Source organism: Virgibacillus xinjiangensis (assembly GCF_042643145.1).
Taxonomy (GTDB): Bacteria; Bacillota; Bacilli; order Bacillales; family Amphibacillaceae; genus Virgibacillus_O; species Virgibacillus_O xinjiangensis.
Genome location: NZ_JBHRSA010000046.1, coordinates 13,011 through 36,110, shown reverse-complemented (window position 1 = coordinate 36,110; position 23,100 = coordinate 13,011). Strand labels below are relative to the sequence as shown.

Annotated in this window: 23 protein-coding genes and 1 tRNA gene; 21 read left to right on the top strand and 3 right to left on the bottom strand. The window is 44.2% G+C overall.

The features are described 5' to 3' along the window. The first annotated feature begins 64 nt into the window (after positions 1-64). The 20 genes from yabG to ACFOGI_RS12030 all read left to right on the top strand — a co-directional run bounded on the left by yabG (position 65) and on the right by ACFOGI_RS12030 (position 17,931). On the top strand, positions 65-934 hold the full coding sequence (gene yabG / locus ACFOGI_RS12125; RefSeq protein ID WP_390272864.1) for a sporulation peptidase YabG: 870 nt from the start codon (positions 65-67) through the stop codon (positions 932-934). Positions 935-1,154: 220 nt separating this feature from the next. Next, entirely contained in the window at positions 1,155-1,400 is a 246-nt protein-coding gene (veg, locus tag ACFOGI_RS12120) for a biofilm formation stimulator Veg (protein ID WP_390272861.1), read from the top strand. A 178-nt stretch (positions 1,401-1,578) separates the two neighbouring features. Further along, the gene (locus ACFOGI_RS12115; protein WP_390272859.1) at positions 1,579-1,761 is read left to right on the top strand and encodes a small, acid-soluble spore protein, alpha/beta type; all 183 of its coding nucleotides are present in this window, start codon (positions 1,579-1,581) and stop codon (positions 1,759-1,761) included. Between the two features lie 109 nt (positions 1,762-1,870). After that, on the top strand, positions 1,871-2,722 hold the full coding sequence (ispE, locus tag ACFOGI_RS12110) for a 4-(cytidine 5'-diphospho)-2-C-methyl-D-erythritol kinase (RefSeq protein ID WP_390272856.1): 852 nt from the start codon (positions 1,871-1,873) through the stop codon (positions 2,720-2,722). Between the two features lie 65 nt (positions 2,723-2,787). Continuing rightward, the gene (purR, locus tag ACFOGI_RS12105; RefSeq protein WP_390272854.1) at positions 2,788-3,609 is read left to right on the top strand and encodes a pur operon repressor; all 822 of its coding nucleotides are present in this window, start codon (positions 2,788-2,790) and stop codon (positions 3,607-3,609) included. A gap of 176 nt (positions 3,610-3,785) precedes the next feature. Continuing rightward, on the top strand, positions 3,786-4,073 hold the full coding sequence (gene spoVG, locus ACFOGI_RS12100) for a septation regulator SpoVG (RefSeq protein ID WP_390272851.1): 288 nt from the start codon (positions 3,786-3,788) through the stop codon (positions 4,071-4,073). Positions 4,074-4,269: 196 nt separating this feature from the next. Next, a complete protein-coding gene (gene glmU, locus ACFOGI_RS12095; RefSeq protein WP_390272849.1) occupies positions 4,270-5,649 on the top strand; it encodes a bifunctional UDP-N-acetylglucosamine diphosphorylase/glucosamine-1-phosphate N-acetyltransferase GlmU in 1,380 nt (459 codons plus the stop codon). A 15-nt stretch (positions 5,650-5,664) separates the two neighbouring features. Continuing rightward, positions 5,665-6,618 (top strand): ribose-phosphate diphosphokinase, encoded by a 954-nt coding sequence (locus ACFOGI_RS12090; protein ID WP_390272847.1) that lies wholly within the window; start codon positions 5,665-5,667, stop codon positions 6,616-6,618. Positions 6,619-6,742: 124 nt separating this feature from the next. After that, positions 6,743-7,396 (top strand): 50S ribosomal protein L25/general stress protein Ctc, encoded by a 654-nt coding sequence (locus ACFOGI_RS12085; protein WP_390272845.1) that lies wholly within the window; start codon positions 6,743-6,745, stop codon positions 7,394-7,396. A 166-nt stretch (positions 7,397-7,562) separates the two neighbouring features. After that, the gene (gene pth, locus ACFOGI_RS12080; RefSeq protein ID WP_390272843.1) at positions 7,563-8,123 is read left to right on the top strand and encodes an aminoacyl-tRNA hydrolase; all 561 of its coding nucleotides are present in this window, start codon (positions 7,563-7,565) and stop codon (positions 8,121-8,123) included. 82 nt (positions 8,124-8,205) lie between these two features. Continuing rightward, on the top strand, positions 8,206-8,436 hold the full coding sequence (locus ACFOGI_RS12075; protein WP_390272841.1) for an anti-sigma-F factor Fin: 231 nt from the start codon (positions 8,206-8,208) through the stop codon (positions 8,434-8,436). A 75-nt stretch (positions 8,437-8,511) separates the two neighbouring features. Continuing rightward, complete coding sequence (gene mfd, locus ACFOGI_RS12070) at positions 8,512-12,042, top strand: transcription-repair coupling factor (RefSeq protein ID WP_390272838.1); 3,531 nt, start codon at positions 8,512-8,514, stop codon at positions 12,040-12,042. A 130-nt stretch (positions 12,043-12,172) separates the two neighbouring features. Then, positions 12,173-12,709, top strand: coding sequence for a stage V sporulation protein T (gene spoVT, locus ACFOGI_RS12065; RefSeq protein WP_390272835.1), 537 nt, complete (start codon positions 12,173-12,175; stop codon positions 12,707-12,709). 75 nt (positions 12,710-12,784) lie between these two features. Beyond that, positions 12,785-14,422, top strand: coding sequence for a putative polysaccharide biosynthesis protein (locus tag ACFOGI_RS12060; protein ID WP_390272830.1), 1,638 nt, complete (start codon positions 12,785-12,787; stop codon positions 14,420-14,422). Beyond that, complete coding sequence (locus ACFOGI_RS12055; protein WP_390272828.1) at positions 14,409-15,860, top strand: bifunctional methyltransferase/pyrophosphohydrolase YabN; 1,452 nt, start codon at positions 14,409-14,411, stop codon at positions 15,858-15,860. Before ACFOGI_RS12060 ends, ACFOGI_RS12055 begins: the two co-directional genes overlap by 14 nt. Positions 15,861-15,868: 8 nt before the next feature. Beyond that, positions 15,869-16,126: an RNA-binding S4 domain-containing protein gene (locus ACFOGI_RS12050; protein ID WP_390272825.1), complete on the top strand. Its 258-nt coding sequence runs from the start codon at positions 15,869-15,871 to the stop codon at positions 16,124-16,126. Positions 16,127-16,181: 55 nt separating this feature from the next. Next, positions 16,182-16,484 (top strand): sporulation protein YabP, encoded by a 303-nt coding sequence (gene yabP / locus ACFOGI_RS12045; protein WP_390272823.1) that lies wholly within the window; start codon positions 16,182-16,184, stop codon positions 16,482-16,484. Continuing rightward, complete coding sequence (gene yabQ, locus ACFOGI_RS12040; RefSeq protein WP_390272820.1) at positions 16,481-17,080, top strand: spore cortex biosynthesis protein YabQ; 600 nt, start codon at positions 16,481-16,483, stop codon at positions 17,078-17,080. Before yabP ends, yabQ begins: the two co-directional genes overlap by 4 nt. Positions 17,081-17,085: 5 nt before the next feature. Beyond that, positions 17,086-17,466, top strand: a complete 381-nt coding sequence (locus ACFOGI_RS12035) for a septum formation initiator family protein (RefSeq protein ID WP_390272818.1) — start codon at positions 17,086-17,088, stop codon at positions 17,464-17,466. Positions 17,467-17,544: 78 nt separating this feature from the next. After that, complete coding sequence (locus ACFOGI_RS12030; protein WP_390272816.1) at positions 17,545-17,931, top strand: S1 domain-containing RNA-binding protein; 387 nt, start codon at positions 17,545-17,547, stop codon at positions 17,929-17,931. A 203-nt stretch (positions 17,932-18,134) separates the two neighbouring features. Here the strand turns inward: ACFOGI_RS12030 and ACFOGI_RS12025 are convergent. From ACFOGI_RS12025 to ACFOGI_RS12015, 3 genes are all read right to left on the bottom strand, one after another. Further along, positions 18,135-18,208: transfer RNA gene (locus ACFOGI_RS12025), tRNA-Met, on the bottom strand. A gap of 90 nt (positions 18,209-18,298) precedes the next feature. After that, on the bottom strand, positions 18,299-19,831 hold the full coding sequence (locus ACFOGI_RS12020) for a DHA2 family efflux MFS transporter permease subunit (RefSeq protein WP_390272814.1): 1,533 nt from the start codon (positions 19,829-19,831) through the stop codon (positions 18,299-18,301). Continuing rightward, positions 19,828-20,274, bottom strand: coding sequence for a MarR family winged helix-turn-helix transcriptional regulator (locus ACFOGI_RS12015; RefSeq protein WP_390272811.1), 447 nt, complete (start codon positions 20,272-20,274; stop codon positions 19,828-19,830). The genes ACFOGI_RS12020 and ACFOGI_RS12015 overlap by 4 nt, the downstream gene beginning before the upstream one ends. Positions 20,275-20,600: 326 nt before the next feature. Here ACFOGI_RS12015 and spoIIE point away from each other — a divergent pair, with 326 nt between their 5' ends. Continuing rightward, entirely contained in the window at positions 20,601-23,054 is a 2,454-nt protein-coding gene (gene spoIIE / locus ACFOGI_RS12010) for a stage II sporulation protein E (RefSeq protein ID WP_390272809.1), read from the top strand. Positions 23,055-23,100 lie beyond the last annotated feature (46 nt).

Sequence of the window (23,100 nt, the reverse complement as noted above, 5' to 3'; positions counted from 1 at the left end):
GGCGGCACGGTTCTTCTGTCGGCTTCATAGTCTATTGGAGGGAGTGAGGCGCGGAGGTGAAGGAATGGAAGTGAAAACAGGCCAATTGGTTACAAGAAAGTCGCATCAGCATGACTTGTTGTTCCGTGTGGCGGAGGTCAAGAATGATACGGCCATTCTGCATGGCGAAGATATCCGGCTGGAAGCAGATGCTCCTGTCGACGACTTGGAAAAGGTGGACATAAGGGAGCTGGAGAAAAGAAGAAAGAAGGGTAGGGAACAGGAGGAGACTTCGTACCGCTTGTTCCGTCAGGATTATCAGCTGATGAAAGAGAAGAGGGAATACCAGTCTACCGATGGATACCATTATACGGCAAAGTATTTTCAACTGCCTGCGAAGGTGCTTCACCTTGATGGGGATGCAAGCTATTTGAAAAAGTGTATCGATTTATATCAAAGAGTAGGGTTGCAGGTGCATGGTGTACATTTGCATGAGAAAGAGATGCCATCAGAGATCGGCGGGCTGGTCAGAAAAATTCAACCCGATATTATTGTTATTACCGGCCATGATTCCTTTTCTAAAAATAAAGGAGAAAAAAGTGATCTGCGTGCATACAGACATTCCAGGTATTTTGCGGAAACTGTACGGGAAGCAAGGAGCATTGTTCCCCAATTAGATCAATTAGTCATCTTTGCCGGGGCATGCCAGTCACACTTCGAATCGCTTATCAGGGCAGGTGCCAATTTTGCCAGTTCTCCTTTCCGTATCAACATACATGCACTCGACCCTGTATATATTGCCGCAAAGATTGCTTACACCCCTTTTATGGAGAAGGTGGGTGTATGGGATGCACTAAGGAATACATTGACGGGCGATAGAGGGATGGGAGGCGTGGAAACTCGAGGCCTTCTTCGCACAGGCCTTCCATATCTAGAGGAAGACCGGATGGAATGAATCCTGCTGCCATAAAGGAGCAGGATTCATTTTTACTATATACACTGATTTTGGCAGAATGCAGCGTAATTCATGCATAAAATGTAAAAAATTACACATCATATGGAAAATGCCTGGATTTTATTGTTGACATAAAAAATAGTATACTGATATAATATACTGTTTTATTTGACTAACAATGAAATTTGTGGTATGCTGAAAAGCAGTGAGGTGGAGTATAGTGGCTAAAACATTAATCGAAATTAAGCAAGGTCTTGAAGGTCATGTTGGACAACGGTTAACACTGAAGGCCAATGGAGGCAGAAGGAAGACGATAGAGCGTACAGGCGTATTGGCAGAGATGTACCCTTCTGTTTTTATTGTCGAGCTTGATCAGGAGGAGAATGCATTCGAACGTGTTTCTTACAGCTATGCAGACGTTTTGACGGAAACGGTGGAATTGAACTTCCCGAGGGTGGAAAGTTAATACTTAAAAGATGGCAGTAGACAAGCTATTTGTTTACTGCTTTTAATTTTAGATAGTCGGTAACCGATTAATTAAATATTTCCTTTTCTGCCTATTTATAACGGGGGTTTTTGCTGGGAAGAGAAGCAAACTAGGACTGTCGTAAGATAAGGCTCAGCAGGAAAGGGGATGTTCTTTCATGGGTAGACGCAGAGGAATCATGTCCGACCATTTGAAAGAAGAAATTGCTAAGGAGTTGGGATTTTACGACACGGTACAGCAGGAAGGCTGGGGAGGCATAAAAGCCCGCGATGCCGGGAACATCGTCAAACGGGCAATTGAAATGGCCGAGCAGAATATGCAAGATCAAGGCAGATCCTAAACAGGATCTGCTTTTTGTTGCGAACGTGGTGCGGGCTTTGGTTAAGCAGTCGCTATCCCGAATTGTATATGTTACAATTTCTTTATCTATTTACAAGAGGATGACGGTGATGACACTTTTTGAAAAGGCGCCGGCCAAAATTAACTTGTCTCTGGATGTGCTGGATAAACGGGATGATGGTTACCATAATGTTGAAATGATCATGACGACCGTGGATCTGGCAGATCGGGTTGAGCTGAGACCAATGGAGATGGACCGGGTGAAAGTGGCTTTGGAAAGCAGATATGTCCCTAGTGATGAGAGAAACCTGGCATATAGAGCAGCTGCTCTTTTCAAAAAAGAGTATGGGATCAAGAAAGGTGTCCATATCCAAGTGGAAAAATGCATACCTGTTGCAGCAGGGCTTGGTGGAGGAAGTACAGATGCTGCAGCTGTGCTGCGCGGGTTGAACAGGATGTGGAAGCTGGGTATCCCGATTGGTGAGTTGTCTGATTTAGGGGCAGAACTTGGTTCCGATGTACCTTTTTGTGTCCATGGACACACGGCATTGGCCAAAGGCAAAGGGGAAATTATTGAGAGGTTGAATCCTCCGCCTTCCTGTTGGGTTGTATTGGCAAAACCGAATATTGGTGTTTCGACCAAAACCATTTTTCAGCGGGTGAAGCCTGGCAAGCTCCCGCATCCGGAAACGGCCCTTCTGTTATCTGCATTAGAGGATGGGAACTTCAATGACATGTGCTCCCATTTGGGCAATTCGCTGGAAGATATCACTTTTAGTGTTTATCCGGAAGTGGAAAGAATTAAAGAAAAGATGAAGCAGGCAGGTGCAGAGGGTGTGCTGATGAGCGGAAGTGGTCCTACCGTGTACGGTCTCGTTCAGCAGGAGAGCAAGGCCCAGCGCATATACAACAGTATGCAGGGATTCTGCCATGAGGTGCACTTAGTCAGATTGCTTGGTTAACTATTGCTAAAATACGTATGAAAATGGTATATTTGTATGTAAATATTCGGTTTTGAGGTGTGTACATGAAAAGGAGCCATCGACTTGTTGCATTGACCAACTTCTTTTTGGAAAATCCACGGGAACATCGCCAACTTCCTTACTTTGCTGAGATATATGGGTCATCAAAGTCTTCGTTAAGTGAAGACCTTGATATTATCAACAGTGTCTTTCAACAGGAGGGACTAGGTTATCTTGCCCGCACGTCAGGTGCTGCTGGTGGAGTGAGGTATATTCCGGAATTTTCCAAGGAAAAGAGCATTCCATATATAAATGAATTGTGCCGAAAACTGGAAGACCCGGCAAGAATTCTCCCAGGTGGTTATCTATATATGAGCGATATTCTGGGAGACCCGAGGGAAATCAGGGAAATCGGCCGTGTCTTTGCTTCGAGGTTTTCTAATATGAATATCGATGTAGTGGTCACCGTTGCCACCAAAGGTATCCCTTTAGCCTATGCTGTCGCTTCATTCCTAGGCGTACCGGTTGTAATCGTGCGAAGGGATCCAAAGGTGACGGAGGGATCATCAGTCAGTATCAATTATGTGTCTGGTTCATCAAGAAAGATACAGACAATGGTTCTTCCAAAACGCAGTCTTCCAGATGGGGCGAATGTCTGTATCATCGATGACTTCATGAAAGCAGGAGGCACAGTGACCGGAATGGTCAGTCTACTGGAGGAGTTCCATGCACATGTCAAGGCAATCGGAGTTCTAGCAGAAGCAGATGATGAAGAAGACGACAGGATGGTAGAACATTATACCTCTCTCGTTAAAATAAGCAATGTGGACATCAAACAGAATTATATAGAGGTTCATCCGGGTAATATCACGGATCAAAGGTCATAATTTCTCACTGTCCGCTCTCTGCATATGGCAAAAACCGCCATCGAGAATATACTGGCTGGAAGATTTATACGATTTTTTAGAGAAATATTTAAATTCTTTTCTCATTCAGGCAGGAATTCTTATCCAGAGCGTTGAACTATTTATGTAGTTCAAAAGGGAAAAGGTGGTGAAACATCATGGAAGTAACAGATGTAAGATTACGCCGCGTCAACACAGAGGGCAGAATGCGGGCAATTGCTTCAATTACCTTGGATGAGGAGTTTGTTGTCCACGATATCCGTGTTATCGATGGGAATAACGGATTGTTTGTGGCAATGCCATCCAAGCGTACCCCTGATGGAGAATTCAGGGATATCGCACATCCGATCAACTCCGGCACCCGTGGGAAAATCCAGGATGCTGTTCTGGAGGAGTATCATCGTGCGGGAGCGGATGTAGAATACGAGGAAGCCGGAGCTTCCTAATATCATGATCAACAAAGGAGTCTAATCTATAATAGGTTAGTCTTCTTTTTTGTTTGGAGGAAAGCGTTGCCGGACGGTAGGATCAATGTTTGTTAATGGTTTGGAATACGGCTCTCTACGGCCTGCTTCCTGTTGAAATAAGACAGGTTTTACGATATATTACTAATGGATAAATAGAAATGATGGAGGTTTCCCTATGGCTAAGCGGTATGCTGTCATTTTGGCGGCAGGGCAAGGAACGAGAATGAAATCTAAATTATATAAAGTGCTTCATCCTGTAGCTGGCCGTCCAATGGTACAGCATGTACTGGATCAGGTAAAAGCTGTAAATCTTGATAAAACGGTGACAGTCGTCGGGTTTGGCGCTGAGAAAGTCACTGAATATATAGGGAACGACAGTGAAATAGCTGTACAGGAGGAGCAGCTTGGGACAGGACATGCAGTCATGCAAGCTGCAGATCTCTTGGAAGGTAAAGAAGGGACTACGATTGTCGTATGCGGGGACACTCCGTTAATTACGAAGGAAACATATCAGGCATTGTTCGATCATCATGAAAAAGAGAATGCCAGTGCAACCATACTCACTGCCAGAGCAGAAGATCCTTCAGGTTATGGCAGAGTCATCCGCGATACTTCGAATGAAGTAGAGAGGATTGTGGAACATAAGGATGCCAGTGAGGAAGAAAGACAGGTTGAAGAAATCAATACGGGTACATACTGCTTTGATAATCAAGCGTTGTTCCAGGCCTTGAAGGAAGTTTCAAATGATAATGTACAGGGTGAGTACTACCTTCCAGATGTCATTGAAATCCTTCGCGGCAAGGGAGAAAAGGTTTCAGCTTCACTTACGCCGGATTTTGAGGAGACATTGGGGGTCAATGACCGTGTTGCACTTGCACAGGCTGAAAAGCTGATGAAAAAGAGGATTAATGAGATGCATTTGAGGAACGGTGTGGCTATCATTGACCCGGATCATACATACATTGAGCCGAATGTCGTCATTGAAGCGGATGCAGTAATTGAACCGGGCAGCTCCATTAAAGGGAACACGACAATAAAGACCGATGCAGTCATCGGGCCGAACAGTGAAATCGCCAATTGCTATATCGGGGAAGGAACTGTCGTCAAGCAGAGTGTGGCTGCTGACAGTCGTCTTGGAGATCGTGTGAATGTCGGGCCCTTTGCCCATATCCGTCCCGATTCTACTATTGGAAATGATGCAAAGCTGGGCAATTTCGTGGAGATCAAGAAAGCAGGATTAGGAGATCACAGCAAAGTATCCCATTTAAGCTACATTGGAGACGCCGCAGTAGGAAATAATGTGAATATCGGTTGTGGTACCATTACCGTAAATTATGATGGTGCCAATAAATACCTCACGACTATTGAAGATGATGCATTCATCGGATGCAACTCCAATCTTATTGCTCCGGTCACTGTTGGAAAAGGTTCTTATGTTGCTGCAGGTTCTACTATTACGGATGATGTTCCGGAAGATGCATTATCAGTTGCCAGAGCAAGGCAATCAAATAAAGAGGGCTATGCTGCTAAATTAAAAAACAGACAAAATAAGTAACGGAGGGTTTATTCCATGGCGTCCAGCTATAAAGATCAATCTCTAAAAGTGTTTACATTGAATTCAAATCCCAAGCTTGCCGAAGAAATTGCTGAGCATATTGGGACTACGCTTGGTAAGTGCACCGTTTCCCGCTTCAGTGATGGAGAGATCCAAATAAATATCGAAGAAAGCATCCGTGGCTGTGATGTATATGTCGTGCAATCCACCAGTTCTCCAGTCAATGAGCATCTGATGGAACTTCTCATCATGATTGACGCTTTGAAGCGGGCATCCGCCAAGTCGATCAATATTGTGATGCCTTATTACGGATATGCCAGGCAGGACAGAAAAGCGCGCTCACGTGAGCCGATAGCCGCAAAGCTGGTGGCAGATCTCCTTGAGACAGCCGGTGCAGGTCGTGTGATTACCTTGGATCTTCATGCTCCACAAATCCAGGGATTCTTCGGTATTCCGATTGATCATCTGCAGGGCGTTCCCATCCTTTCCGATTATTTTGAAAAGAAGAATCTGGATGACATAGTTATAGTTTCCCCTGATCATGGGGGGGTAACCAGAGCCCGGAAAATGGCAGACCGCTTGAAAGCTCCAATTGGAATCATCGATAAAAGAAGACCGCGTCCGAATGTGTCGGAAGTCATGAACATTATTGGCAATATCGAAGGAAAGACAGCAATTCTGGTAGATGATATCATAGATACTGCGGGCACCATAACATTGGCGGCAGATGCACTGATTGAGCAGGGCGCCACAGAAGTGTATGCAGCGTGCACCCATCCGGTTCTTTCGGGGCCGGCAGTGGAACGCATCAAACATTCCCAGATCAAAGAACTGATTGTCACTAATTCCATCCCACTAAGTGAAGAAAAAAGGATAGAAAAAGTGAGAGAACTTTCTGTTGCATCCCTCATAGGAGAGGCAATCATTCGAGTACATGAACTGCAATCTGTAAGCATCTTGTTTGATTGATGTTTAATACTGGCAAATAAAGGGTATTCTCTATACGTAACGTTTTAATAGGACACCATGGACACGTAATCTAAAAGTAGAAGCAAGTAATATGTTTTTATAAATATTTTGGAGGATGATAGACATGGCAGCAACATTAAAAGCTACGAAAAGAGAAAACTTGACGAAGTCAGCAACAAAGCAAATCCGCGAGACAGGCGGTGTACCGGCTGTACTATACGGTAAGGAACAGGAACCCACTTCAATCTCGGTCGAAAGCATCGACTTGGTCAAGACCGTCCGCGATGAAGGAAGAAATGCTGTTATTTCCCTTGATGTGCAGGGAGGAGAGTCTGTGGATGTCATGCTGCATGATTATCAGATGGACCCATTGAAGGATGAATTGATCCATGCTGATTTTTATGCGGTGAATATGTCTCAGGAAATGGATGTATCTGTACCGCTTCGACTAGAAGGGGAGGCCATTGGATCAAGAGATGGCGGAGTATTGCAACAGCCACTTTATGAACTTCAGGTACGCGCTAAACCGGGCAGCATCCCTGAAGAAATTGTGGTGGATGTAACCTCTCTTGAAGTGGGAGACAGCTTGGCCGTTTCTGATTTGCCGAAAGCCGACAGTTATGAAATCACAGAAGAACCGGATACAACGATTGTCACCATAACCGCGCCTGATACGGTTGAAGATGCGGAAGAAGCCCCTGATGAAAATGCAGAACCTGACTTGGTCGACGCAGAATCAGACGAGGATAGTGGAGAGGAATCCAACCAAGATAATTAAGTTTCATATATACCCTCCTCTAAGAATAGTGTTTCGGCTATACTTGGAGGAGGGATTATTGTATGATGAAATGGACATACAGCCTGAATTTTGAAGTGGATAGTTGCTGGGGTATAGGCATCCGTATCGGGCATTACCGGAAAAATGTAAAAAAGGAAGAAGCAGAATGAAGTGTATTGTTGGATTAGGCAACCCAGGGAAAAAATATGAAAGCACTCGTCATAATGCAGGGTTCATGGTTATTGACGAATTGCTGAAAAGGCATGGCTGGGAACTGAACAAGAAAAAATTCAATGGCTACTATGCCATGGAACATCTTGATGCTGAAAAGGTGATTTTGCTCAAACCGCAGACGTATATGAATCTCTCCGGTCAGTCCATCCGCCCTTTGATTGACTACTATGGAATAGAACCGGAAGATGTTTTAGTCATTTATGACGATTTGGATTTACCGACGGGTAGGATCAGGCTTCGGCAAAAAGGGGGCCATGGCGGACATAATGGAATCCGTTCAACGATTGATCATCTTGGTACAAAGGAATTCAAACGTATCCGGATTGGTGTAGGGAGACCGGATGATTCCACGTCTGTCATTGATTATGTACTAGGTTCCTTTCCAAAAGCAGAGCTAGAGGAAGTGGATAGCAGCATTCAAAAGGCGGCAGATGCTTGTGAAGCTTGGATTGGTGACTCCTTTCCAGTGGTGATGAATAAATTCAACAGTTGAGGGCCTGTTGTACTTCGCTATGTATAAAACCAAACTTTTCGGAGAAACTTGTAGAAGAGGTTATACCGAGGAGGTTTGTAACATGGCGATCACCTATAACTGCAGGCATTGCGGTAACATAATTGGAAAAATTGATGAACCGGTTGTAGACTCATCTATGCTGGGACTGGATCATCTGACGAGCAAAGAAAAAGAAGAAATGGTACATTATAATGAGAATGGGGATGTAAGCATCCAGGCAATCTGCGAAGACTGTGAAGAAGCACTAGACAATCATCCTCATTATCATGAGCTCGATTATTTTTTACAATAAAATAGGCAACAAAGGCTTTGGCTGACCGGCCAAGGCATTTTTGCGCTTATGCAGGGGTTATGTGGGGGTTTGACTATGAAAGCGATTAATAAATACTTAGAATCGAAAGAAGATATACAATCCATTCTGGACGGCATTACCGATGGCATGAATGAGCAGTTGGTTGCGGGCTTATCCGGATCTGCCAGAAGCCTGCTGGTTTCTCTGATCAATGAATCACTGAATAAGCCTATTTTGTTAGTGACCCATCAATTAGCACAGGCACAACAGTTATATGATGATTTATCTGAACTGGCGGTTGACAGTGGCGTCCACTTATATCCTGTCAATGAACTGATCGCTTCGGAAATAGCTATAGCCAGTCCAGAGTTGAAGAGTCAGAGGATTGATTCGTTGACAGCTTGGTCCAGGAAGCAATCAGGCATATTGATCGCTCCTGTGGCAGCATTGAAGAGGATTCTTCCTCCAAAGGATTATTGGTCCAAATATCAGCTTACTTTCACTTTTGGTGCTGAGATAGATATAGATCATTATCTGTCTGCCTTGGTGGATATGGGGTACGAACGCACAGAGATGGTAGCTTCTCCAGGTGAATTCTCTAAGAGGGGCGGCATTATTGATATATACCCAATTACAGAGAGTAATCCGATACGTATAGAATTATTCGATGAAGAAATCGATTCTATACGCTATTTTGATGCAGAAACACAACGTTCTCTTGATAAATTGGAGGGTGTATCAGTCGGGCCGGCTACCGAACTTCTATTGAATGATTCTGATATCCATATGGCAGCAGATAGAGTTGAGGAAGCATTGGCTTACTCTTTGAAAAAGATGAAAGATAATGAAGCAAAAGAAGCTTTAATTGAATCGATTGAACATGATATAGGTCGTATGAGAGACGGTGAGCACTTTCAGGAGATGTACAAGTATATTGGCTATCTTTATCAGGAACCGGCCAGTTTACTAGATTATCTATCTGATGATGGGCTAGTTGTATTTGATGAGATGAGTAGAATTCAAGAGACAGCGGCAAATCTGGATACGGAGGAAGCGGAGTGGTACAGCAGTCTTTTAGAAGCCAATAAAATGGTACGGAATAGTACCTTTTCGTTTGACTGGCAGAAGGTCTGGGGCTCCATCACCCACCAGCGGCTGTATATGTCGGTTTTCCTCCGGCATATACCCAACACTCAGCCCCAGAATATCATTGATCTCTCTACACGGGCCATGCAGGAATTCCATGGGCAGATGAATCTGCTCAAAAGTGAATTGGATCGATGGGAAAAGGCAGATGCCTCTGTCGTTGTATTGGCACCTAATGAAAGAAGGGCTGAAAAGATCCATTCCATTTTCACCGATTATGATATAGAAGCAGGTATAGCGACTCAGGTGGAACTACCAATAAATAAACCTGTCATTATGACAGGCAATATCACCAGTGGTATTGAGATGCCATTGCACAAGCTTGTTATCATCACAGAAAATGAATTGTTCAAAAAGCGTACGAAACGTAAGCGAAGACAGCAGAAAGTTTCCAATGCCGAACGGATAAAAAGCTACCAGGAACTTAAAGTCGGAGATTATGTGGTCCATGCAAATCATGGTGTCGGCAAGTATCTGGGAATTGAAACCTTGGAACTGAAAGACAAGCATAAAGATTATATGCTGATCAAGTACTCCGGTGACGATAAGCTATTCGTTCCGATTGAACAAATTGACCTGGTACAGAAATTTGTCGGTTCGGAAGGAAAAGAGCCGAAGCTTTATAAGCTCGGTGGCAGTGAATGGAACAAAGTGAAACGAAGGGTCCAATCCTCGGTTGAAGACATCGCTGACGATTTGATCAAACTCTATGCGGAGAGAGAAGCCAAGAAAGGGTATGCTTTCTCGGAAGATACAGAAATGCAGCGGGAGTTTGAGGCGGCATTCCCATATCAGGAGACCGATGATCAACTTCGCTGTATCTATGAGATAAAACAAGATATGGAGAGGGAGCGGCCAATGGATCGACTGTTGTGCGGTGATGTCGGCTATGGAAAGACGGAAGTGGCCATCCGAGCAGCATTCAAAGCTATTGCTGATGGAAAGCAGGTTGCTTTTTTAGTGCCGACTACCATTTTGGCTCAGCAGCATTATGACACGATCAGGGAGCGGTTTCAGGATTACCCGATCAATATCGGTCTGATGAGCAGGTTCCAGACGGCTAAACAGCAAAAGAAAACAGTCGAAGGTTTGAGGAAAGGAACAGTAGATGTGGTGGTGGGCACCCATAGACTATTGTCCAAAGATGTTGTCTATAAAGATCTAGGTTTGTTGATTGTCGATGAAGAGCAGCGTTTCGGAGTGAAACATAAGGAAAAGATCAAGCAGCTGAAAACGAATGTTGATGTACTGACACTTACGGCTACCCCGATACCGCGTACCCTACATATGTCCATGCTCGGTGTAAGAGATCTCTCCGTTATCGAAACACCACCGGAGAACCGCTTTCCCATTCAAACATATGTTATGGAATACAATCCTGTATTCATCCGTGAAGCAATAGATAGGGAAATGGCAAGAGGTGGGCAGGTGTTCTTCCTGTATAACCGGGTGGAAAACATCGATAAGGTTGCCCGGGATCTAGGAATGCTGGTGGATAATGCCCGTATTGCTGTAGCACATGGGCAGATGAATGAGACGGAACTGGAGAATGTCATTTTCGGATTCCTTGGAGGGGAGTACGATGTCCTGGTAAGTACGACCATCATCGAAACGGGTGTCGACATACCCAATGTGAATACCTTGATTGTCAATGATGCAGACCATATGGGACTCAGCCAGCTATACCAGCTGCGTGGTCGTGTGGGACGTTCGAATCGAGTGGCCTATGCTTATTTCACCTATAAAAAAGATAAAGTCCTCACAGAAGTAGCAGAAAAGCGTCTCCAGGCTATTAAAGAGTTCACCGAGCTGGGATCCGGGTTTAAAATTGCCATGCGGGATTTGTCTATCCGAGGAACAGGAAACCTTTTGGGATCACAACAGCATGGCTTCATCGATACAGTTGGTTTTGATATGTATTCTCAGATGCTGAAGGATGCTATTGAGGCCCGCAAAGCAGGAAAGGATATAGAGGAAATCACTCCATTCGAACCTGAGCTCACCCTATCAATTGATGCTTATATCCCGGATGCCTATATTGATGACGAGAAACAGAAAATTGATGTATATAAGCGATTCCAGACATTCGAATCTCCTGAAGATATCGAGGATCTGAAAGATGAACTGATTGACCGTTTTGGTGACTACCCGATGGAGGTGGATCATTTATTCACTGTTTCCATTCTCAAAATGTATGCAAAACGGGAACGGGTGGAAAACATTACGGAACAGCCGAAGAAAATTGAAATGCTTATGGAAGAAAGCCGCAGTAAGATGATTGACGGCGCGAAGCTCTTTGAGTTGGCGAACAGTTTCGGACGGGGAGTGCAACTTGGCACGGAAAACAATAAACTCAAGATAACTTTCAAATGGAATCGGGATACAAAACATGAACGATACGAGACCATAGCAGATTTCATTGATAAACTTTCCAACGTGGACAGGGACGAGGAAAAATAAGGCGGAATGTATAGTTTTTTTGGGATGATTCATACTAACACCAAAGCTGGCGATTATTACACATGGAGACAGTTATTAGCAAGGCGGCATGCACAAAAAATCTCAGCATTAGAAAGTGAGGATTTTACTCATGAAAGCAACAGGAATTGTACGTCGCATTGATGATTTAGGCAGGGTGGTCATCCCAAAAGAAATACGAAGGACCCTGCGTATTCGTGAAGGAGACCCTTTGGAGATATTTGTTGACCGTGAAGGTGAAGTCATTCTGAAAAAATATTCGCCTATCAGTGAGCTTGGGCACTTTGCAAAGGAATATGCAGAGGCATTGTTTGATTCCTTGCAATACCCTGTACTGATTTGTGATCGTGATGAAATAATCGCTGTCGCTGGAGACTCCAAAAAGGATTATCTCAATAAAAATATCGGCTCGCAAATAGCGAAGATGATTGAAAACCGCTCGCAGACATTCGAAACCGAGAAAAGTACAGTTGAAGTCATTGATGGCAAGGAACAGGAGTGGGATTCTTATTGTTTGAGCCCAGTCATTGCAAACGGCGATCCAATCGGATGTGTGGTCATATTTTCTGCGGAAGATGGGAAGCTCAGTAATGTGGAACAGAAGGCTGCTGAAACTGCTGGAGGGTTCCTGGCCAGACAAATGGAATAATACTTACCGTAAAAAGGCGAAGACCATTTGGTTTTTGCCTTTTTTGGTGAAGGAAAATCCAGGCAGTATGCTATAATGGGAGAAAGTTTTCGGAAGGTTAAGGGACAGTTATTCATGAATGGAAGGGAATCGCAACGGCTGTTGAGAGGGGCACTCCTGCTCACTTTGGCCGGTATCATAAGTAAAATTCTAAGTGCAGGTTACCGCATTCCCCTGCAAAATCTCACTGGGGACATCGGATTCTATGTTTATCAACAGGTATACCCTGTTTTAGGAATGGCTGCTGTACTGGGGCTATACGGCTTTCCAACTGCAGTTTCCAGACTTGCGGTGGACGTGAAAGAAAGAGGTTATACGATCTCTCTAAGAGGGTTTTATGTACCTGTATTTATACTTCTCACAGGGTTTTCCAGTATTGCATTCCTTCTGCTTTATATAAATGCTGGGAATCTTGCTGCACTAGTAGGGGATCCAGAACTAAGCAAAGTGTATCGGTGGAGCGCATTCCTGTTTTTGCTTCTTCCTATCACTTCGGTACTTCGCGGAACCTTACAGGCGAATTCACAAATGGAACCGACAGCTTTCTCGCAGGTTGGAGAACAGCTTGTTCGTGTAAGTCTTATCATCATTGCGGCCGTACTAGTATCTCTTCATGGTCTGTCAGTTTATACAATCGGCTCGGCTGCCGTTTTTGCTTCGGCGGTAGGAGCCGGAGCGGCAATAATCATCTTGGCTTTTTTTTTGGCGAAGCAGAAACCACAAGCGAAGGGAGAGGCAGTTGTACCGTGGCTATATATGGGGAAAACCCTTTTGATGGTGGGAGTAGTGGCTGCTCTAAATCATATGGTCCTTTTGACCTTACAATTAGCAGATACACTTACCCTTATCCCAGCCCTCAGGGAATACGGCCTTTCTTTAACGGAAGCAATGGAAGCGAAAGGCGTTTTTGACCGGGGACAGCCTCTCATTCAGCTCGGTACTGTGCTTGGTTCATCTTTTGCCCTTGCTCTGATTCCCGAGATCTCCCAAAAAAGGGTAAGAAAGCAGTGGGAAGCTGTTCAATATGAAATACAGGGAGCGCTACTAGTCAGTTTTTATTTGGCTTCAGGAGCTGCCGTCGGATTGATCACTATTTTTCCGGAAGCCAATATTCTTCTATATCAAAATGACAATGGTAGCACTACCCTTCAAATACTGGCTCTTTCTATCCTCCTGTGTTCTCTATCAGTAATCGGTACAGCCCTCCTGCAAGGAGCAGGAGCGATCAAGAGAACGGCAAGTTTTATAGCTATAGCACTACTTGCCAAATGGGCGGGTAATCTCGTTTTTGTACCTTGGTGGGGGATTGCCGGCAGTGCCTGGGCGACAGTAATCAGCCTGCTATTGCTCTGCCTGATGGTATATAGCAGCCTGACAAGGGAATTCCCTGGTTTGAAATTCTTTGAGAAAATCCGATGGAGAACCTTACTCGCTGCATTAACCATTATGGTTATATATTTGATTATAATGGAGATGCTTCTCCCGGCTCGCTGGCTCGACTCACGTGTATCCCTACTGTTCTACATCATGTTTGTATCATGCAGCGGGGGCGCATTTTATTTATATATCCTTGTAAGAGGACATGCTTTTACAGAGGAGCAGCTGCACATGCTGCCATTATCTAAACTATTCATTCATATACATAGAGGGAGGAAAATTGATGGCCAAAAATAGTATAGAAGTCATCGGACTTGGAGCGGGTGATATAAACCAGCTTCCCTTGGGAATTTTCAAAAAGCTGAGGGATACTGAAGCACTGATTTACACGAGGACAGAAGACCATCCAGTTATTAAGGATCTGAAAAAGGAAGGGGCCACTTTCCAGTCATTTGACAACATTTATGAAACCTCTGATCAATTTGCGGATGTATATGAACGTATTACTGCTTCTTTGATAGAGGCAGCAGAAGACCATCCGGTGATCTATACAGTGCCTGGGCATCCAATGCTTGCAGAGAAAACCGTCCAGCTCTTGCTTTCTCAAAAGAAAGCAGAGGTAAGAATTGCTGGAGGGCAAAGTTATTTGGATGATTTGTTTTCTGCATTGAGAATCGACCCAATTGAAGGATTCCAATTTATCGACGCTACATCTTTTGAGCGAAGTGAGCTGGAGTACCGTCAACATATCGTTTTCTGCCAGGTGTATGATCGCTTTGTCGCTTCAGAAGTCAAACTCGTTTTACTGGAGGATCTCCCTCATGATTACCCGGTTACTGTAGTGGAAGCGGCAGGTACCGAGCAGGAAAAAATCGCCACCCTGCCACTGGAAGAACTGGACCATACGTTAGAGATCAGCAATTTAACCAGTGTATACGTACCACCTGCTAAGCCAGAACTGTTAAATCATACATTCAACCGTCTCAAGGAAGTGATCAGAGCACTGCGGGCGCCGGATGGCTGCCCATGGGACCGGGCACAAACGCATGAATCTCTTCGTGAATATGCAATTGAAGAGGTATATGAGCTGATTGATGCTATTGATCAGAAAGATGATGAAAACCTCGTTGAAGAACTTGGGGACGTCCTTCTGCAAGTCATGTTGCACAGCCAAATCGGTGAAGATGATGGCTACTTTATGGTAGATGATGTAATTCGCACGGTAACCGATAAAATGATCCATCGCCACCCACATGTATTTGGAGAAACGACAGCTGAATCAGTGGAGGATGTCTATAAAAACTGGGATCAATTGAAGGAGGAAGAGAAGGGAGATGCTCGTACATCCATATTGGATGGGATACCGGCACACCTACCATCATTGTCAAAAGCGTTGAAACTTCAGAAGAAAGCGGCTAAAGTAGGATTCGGATGGGAAGAGGCCAAGGATATCTGGCTCAAGTTTGAGGAGGAGCTGGAGGAGATGCGGGAAGCCATCGACTCAACGGAACCTGACGAAATAGAGAAAGAACTGGGAGATGTCTTGTTTGTCTTGGCAAACCTGGCAAGGCATTATAAAGTCAATCCGGAAATTGCACTGAACCGGACGAACCGAAAATTCACTGTCCGCTTCGGTTATGTTGAAAACCAACTGAAGGAACAAGGAAGGACCTTGAAAGAATCCTCCTTGGAAGAAATGGACGAATTATGGGAAAGAGCAAAGAAGGGAGAGTAAATGAATAGATGAGATTGGATAAGTTTTTAAAACTATCAAGGTTGATCAAACGCAGAACATTGGCCAAAGAAGTTGCAGACCAAGGAAGGATCACCATAAATGGCAATAAGGCTAAGGCTGCTTCAGATGTAGCTGTAGGAGATGAGCTGGTTATCAAATTCGGCCAAAAGTTGGTCACCATCCAGGTGACAGACCTCCGCGAGAATGTAAAAAAAGACGAAGCTGAAACATTGTATAAGGTACTCAAAGAAGAAAAGCCAGAATAAGTTCTAGACTTGTCCCTCCTTTCATAAAGTAAGAATGATAAGGAGGGCTTTTTATATGGATAATTACTATGAACCAAAGGAAAAATTGAATCGTACTCCCGCCGACCACTCTGTAAAACTCAATCATCGAAAAAATTTAGAAATCACCGGCGTCAAAGAGGTGGACAGCTTTGATAATGAAGAATTCCTATTGGAAACCGTAATGGGCTATCTTATTGTCCGTGGCCAAAACCTTCAGTTGAAGAACTTGGATGTAGGGGATGGTGTAGTCTCAATCAAGGGGAAAATTTATGAGCTTTCTTATGTCGATGAACAGCAGGAGAAAGCTAAAGGAATCTTTAGCAAGCTGTTCCGATGACACTCAGTGTTCAATTTATAACAATGATAGCGATGGTTTTAAGTGGCTTTTATCTGGGTATAATACAAGATACCTTCCGACGGTTTGCTATGTATTGGAAAGACCGAGTGTTATTGGCATATGTCCTGGAGGTCTGCTTTTGGCTGGCACAGACCGGTATCATCTTTTATATTCTATTCCGTGCCAATGGCGGAGAGCTTCGGCTTTATATATTTCTCGCCTGTTTCCTGGGTTTTGCCGCTTACCAGGCGCTTGCAGCGGCTGCATACAAGCGGATGCTGGAACACATTATCCGGATAGGTGCCGCCATATGGCGCTTCTGCAAACGGGTGTTCCAATTGCTTGTATTCACTCCTGTAAAGTGGATGTTTTTATTACTCGTAGCTGCCGCACTAGGGGCATGGAAGCTGATCTTCGCTATCCTGCTATTTTTGTGGAAAGTGGCCACAGCCCCGGTTTTTTGGCTATTCCGTATGATTTTTTCTCTGTTGCCGGAAAGCTGGCAAAAAAACTTACACAAATTGGCAGGAGTTTATAGTACAATGAAGAATATATATAAAAAGTGCAAGGAGTACATCATCAAAAAGAGGAGGTAGAAGCGTTGGCTTCGGAGGAAAAAACAGTTACAAGATTAGATTCGAACTATATGCAGAAATACGATGCCCAGCAGGAGAGGCAGAAAAGGAAAAAGCAGCGATTAATCCGGCGTCTTGTGCTATTTTCTCTCATAACAATGCTCGCTGTGGGAAGCATGGCAGTCTACCATATACAGCAAAGAGTACTTCATGCCGAGAAGCTGGAGGAATATCAACAGCTGGAAGAAGAATTGGCTCAACTGGAACAACAAGAAGCTGACCTGAAGGAAGAGATTGAACTGCTCAATAATGAAGAGTACGTGTTGGATGTCGCCCGCACGAATTATTTCTTTTCAAAAGAGGGCGAGCTGATATTTAATATACCTGCGGAGGACCCCTCATATTGACACCTTTTCATAAGGTTGGCTATAATATAAAAGAACTATATATTTTATTTTAATCTTTTAAGGAGGAGCATTTTTTTTATGTCAATCGAAGTAGGCAGCAAGCTGCAGGGAAAGGTAACTGGTATCACTAATTTCGGGGCTTTTGTAGAGCTTGAGGAAGGTAAGACCGGCCTCGTTCATATTAGTGAAGTTGCCGACAACTATGTCAAGGACATTAATGATCACTTGACTGTTGGCGATACAGTGACAGTCAAAGTTATTAATGTTGAAAAGGATGGCAAAATCGGCCTTTCCATCAAAAAGGCGAAGGATCGGCCAAAACGTCCGCAACGAGATAATCGGGAGCGCACGGAAACATTCGAATCCAAAATGAACCGTTTCCTCAAGGACTCAGAAGACCGATTGGCCTCTTTGAAGAAGCACACCGAATCCAAGCGCGGGGGAAGAGGTGCTAAAAGAGGATAGCAGTTGCTGTCTATAATAATGCTCTGTCATAGATGAAAAGCAGGTATCTGCAGTATAGCAGATACCTGCTTTTTTGATGGGCAACTATTACTGTAATATTCATTTTATCAACAGAATAATTGTTGCTCATTCGAAAAAAACCTGCTAACCGTATGGGTTAGCAGGTTTTTTCATTTGTTGCCGGAGAATCCGGTATTTTTTAATGGCGGTGGAGGGGATCGAACCCCCGACCTCACGGGTATGAACCGTACGCTCTCGCCAGCTGAGCTACACCGCCGAATTTGTCAACAGAAATTATGATACAACAGACGTAGACATCTGTCAACAATAAAAATAGAGATGGCCCAATTTTCGGGGCCATCTTTACCTACCTATTTTCCACGCTGACCTTCCCGCCTACTGGCAGTTGGCTTTCTGTCTCGTATTTGGTTAGATCTCCTTCTTCTTCATCAGCCGGTCTAACTCTTTTGATGAAGAAGGAAAGGACAAACCCCAGGATGGAGCAAAGCGTTGCCACCATAAAGGAGTCATTGATTCCATCAATGGTTGCCAAGTTTTCCAAGTGAAGAAACTGCTGATCTGTCAATTGCTCTCCAGATGGCATGCGGTCCGCAAGATGCTTAGCCGTCTGGGCAGTCATCACAGTTACCAGGAAGGCTGTGCCGATAGATCCGGCCATCTGTCTCAAGGTATTGGACATGGCAGTTCCGTGGGCATAGAGCCTTCGGGGTAGCTGGTTGAGGCCAGCTGTCATGATAGGCATCATGATCAAGGAAATCCCTATCATCCTTGTACTGTAGGCAAACATCATCGGATAATATCCCGTTTCATCGGTCAGGTTAGAGAACATATAGGTAGTGACTGCGATAATGCCAAGGCCTACCAAGGCAAGCGGACGAGCACCAATCCGGTCAAAAAGCCTGCCAGTCAAAGGGGACATGAACGCTGATATCAGGGCACCTGGCAGCAGGAGAAGCCCCGATTCCAAGGGAGTAAACCCCCGGATATTCTGTAAATATATCGGAATTAAAATCATTGCTGCAAACATTGACATTGTGACCACAACATTGATGATCGTTGTGAGGGTAAACATATTGTATCTGAATACACGGAACTCAAGCATAGGTGTTTTCATATGCAGCTGCCTTGTAATAAAGAAGAACATTATAAAAGCACCCACACCCAACGGCAGAAGGACATCTGGACTTGTCCATCCTTTCTCTCCTGCACTGGAGAACCCATATAGCAGTCCTCCGAATGCTAGCGTTGATAAAACGATGGAGGGGACATCCACTTTTGGATTGGACAGTTTTGTTACATTTCTCAACAGGAAGAAAGCCAAAATGACATCAATAACCGCTATCGGCAATACAATGTAGAATAGCACCCTCCATGAGAAAGATTGGACGATAATGCCAGAGAGAGTCGGCCCAATTGCAGGGGCAAACATCATGGCCAGTCCGATCATCCCCATAGCAGAGCCTCGTTTTTCTACAGGAAATAAACTGAGGATGACATTCATCAAAAGGGGCATCATGATACCAGCACCAGCTGCTTGGACGATGCGTCCGATAAGCAGGGATGGATAGGAGAAAGAGATGGCACATATCAGTGTACCCAAAGCAAACAGGGACATCGCTGTAAGAAATAACTGTCTGGTTGAGAATTTCTCCATTAAAAAAGCGGTAATCGGAATTAAAATACCGTTCACCAGCATGAAAATCGTCGTAAGTGACTGTGCGGCGTTCGCGGACATACCAAGGTCCACAATCATTACCGGCAGTGCTACATTCAACAATGTTTGATTTAATATGGCTACAAAAGCGCCCAGCACCATCACAAAAATAATGGGGCCTTTTGGCACCTCTGCTGTATCTATAAAAGCTGATCTATCTTTCAATTTTCTTCATCTCCATTTAATTTTATCTTTTCTTGTACCATCTGGTGAAGGCGGAGCAATGTTTTTGCATCTTCATCCGTGATGTCTCCAAGTTTCTGCAGGCGTATATGGTATTTTTCTATCCCTTCTTTCTGTTTCTCCCTGCCTACTTCAGTAAGGTTGAGGATAACCACTCTTCTGTCCTCTGTAGATTGTTCCCTCTTCAGATAACCGGCTTTAACCAGGCGTTCTACCGTACTGCTAACTGTACTTTTGCCAAGATTCATTTTTTGCGTAAGCTCTCCCAGGCTCATATTAGGCTCCTCGGAAATAAGCTTCATGATTTGCAACTGTACTAGGGTAACACCCATCTCATCTGCATGATGCCACATCTGCCGATAGAAATATTTATTTACTTCCCGAAATGAATATAGAATCTCTGTTACTTTCTCATGCCTTTCCATTTTTAAACTCCTTCGTCTACGGAAATGTTCTTGTGCGAACTATTTGCTCTAGAACTATTATAGGTAAACAAACATTGCTTTGCAATAGACAAGTTAAATGAACTTATTTTCTGTTTTTCGCCACAAGAATGTACTTTTCTACAGAATAAAAAAGGGGAGGATATCCAGATTGCTTGTGTATTGCTAATAGAGAAGGGAGAGCTATGTTGAACCATGCTCAATATTCAGAATATAGTCGAACGATTTTTAGGATGAGCTCTGACCGTTTGACAAAAAAAGAAGTCATACTATGGTTCAATAACAGAAAGAAGGGGAGGGGCTTTATTATGATGGATTCGCTTCCACGGGCAGAAACGAAAACATTTGGGATGGAAAAATCTAATAGGTTTGGGAAACTCCGAGGAAAGGCGGCCCAAAAACTAAAGGCTGTCCTTCTTAATAAGGGATGGCTTTATATTCTTGTCGGTTTTCTATTAGGCCGTGCGGTCATTTTATCAGTGGTTTCACCTTTTGCTGTAGCTTTTATTGCAACTTTGTGGATCGTACATAAGGAAAAAGCAGCAAAATCTATGTTGGCAGTACTGGCAGGTGCCCTGAGTTTCTCGGTGATGCACAGTGTGTTCTTAGGGATGGCCATGCTTGTATTTCTGCTTCTTGCTGGCATTTTCAAGCATGCTCGGAAACAGCAGCTCATCATACCGTTGTTCGTCTTCCTATCCACAGTGGCACCCAGGTTGTTTTTATATTCAGTTAATGGACAACTGTCTTCGTATGAATGGCTGCTTCTTTTGGTGGAGGGTGTATTGGGAACGGTGCTTGTATTGATTTTTATGCAAAGCGTTCCATTGATATCACCAAAAAGATTTAAGCCTGCGTTGAAAAATGAAGAAATTGTCTGCATGATCATCCTACTTGCTTCAATATTAACAGGGACAATTGGTTGGGAAGTGTATGATGCTTCACTGGAACAAGTTTTCTCCAGGTATTTTGTGCTGCTGCTCGCATTTGTCGGTGGAGCCTCCATCGGTTCGACTGTTGGTGTGGTTGCCGGTTTGATTTTATCATTGGCGAATGTAGCGAACTTGTACCAGATGAGCCTGCTGGCATTTTCCGGATTATTGGGCGGATTGCTGAAGGAAGGAAGAAAACCTGGTGTTGCGGCAGGTCTATTGGTAGGTACATTTTTAATAGGGATCTATGGTAATGCAACGGAAGTAGTACCCTCGCTGATTGAGTCATCCTTCGCAATTCTGTTGTTCTTTCTGACTCCTGCCAGTTGGATCAAAACGTTGTCTCGCTATATTCCAGGAACAGAGGAATACACGAATGAACAGGATCAGTACCTCCAAAAGGTACGTAACGTAACTGCCAGGCGGGTGGAACAGTTTTCCGATGTCTTTCAGGCATTGGCCAAGAGCTTTAACAACACGGAGCACGACGTAGAAGATGATATGGAGACAAGGCGTGAGACGGATTACTATTTGAGCCAGGTGACAGAAAAGACATGTCAGACATGTTTTATGAAAGAGCGTTGCTGGCAGAAGCAATTTGATTATACGTATTCACTTATGGAGGATATGAAGGAGGATGTAGTGGATGGAAAGACACCGAACAGAAAAGCTGTAAGAGAGTTCGAGAGCTATTGTGTCAAGCCGCAAAAAGTATTGGAGGCAATGAGGCAGGAGGCTTCCTTTTTTGAGGCGAACCGGAAGTTGAAACAACAGGTGTTGGAAAGCAAAAGGCTTGTAGCGGATCAGCTGCAGGGAGTTTCCGAAGTAATGGAGGATTTTGCCAAAGAAATTGTGAAAGAGAGGCAGCATCATGATCAGCAGGAGGCTCAGATTCTCCATGCTCTTAAATACATGGGTATTGAACTCGAAAAGCTGGACATTTATTCATTGGAAAAAGGAAATATCGATATAGAGATGACAGCAGCTTTCTATGAATATCATGGCGAAGGGGCTAAACTGATTGCACCACTCCTATCCGATATTTTGAAAGAAGTGGTGATTGTAAAACAGGAGGAGATTTCTCCGTTTGCCCACGGGTATAGTTTCTTGGCTTTCGGTTCAGCAAAAGAATTTGTCGTGGAGACGGGTGCCGCTAGTGCAGCGAAAGGGGGAGGACTAATCTCCGGGGACAGCTATACCACTATCGAGCTTGGAGCAGGAAAATATGCAATGGCTATTAGTGATGGGATGGGGAACGGTGAGAGAGCTCAAGAAGAAAGTGTAGAAACGCTACGATTGCTGCAGCAGATTCTACAGACAGGAATACCGGAAAAAGTAGCCATCAAGTCCATTAATTCTATTTTGGCCTTACGGACCACCGATGAAATATTTGCTACATTGGACCTGGCTGTCATTGATCTCCACAATGCTTTCGTCCAATTCTTGAAAATAGGTTCGACTCCCAGTTTCATTAAACGGGGGGATAAGATGCTGAAAGTAGAGGCCAGCAATCTGCCCATGGGTATTGTCCAGGATTTCGATGTAGATATAGTGAGTGAGCAGCTGGTGGATGGCGACATACTGATCATGATGAGCGACGGCATATTTGATGGACCTAAACATGTTGAAAATACGGATCTATGGATTAAACGGAAAGTGAGGGAAATGCGGACCGAGGAGCCTCAGGAAATTGCTGACCTTTTGTTGGAAGAAGTCATTCGTACCAGGGCAGGAGCAATAGTAGACGATATGACAGTGCTGGTAGTCAAGATTGAGAAGAATATGCCCAAATGGGCGACGATTCCGGCCTTTAAAACAAAGGCCCAATGAGGAACGGTTTGATGGTAGATTCGACAATTGACAGTTGCATTTGTCC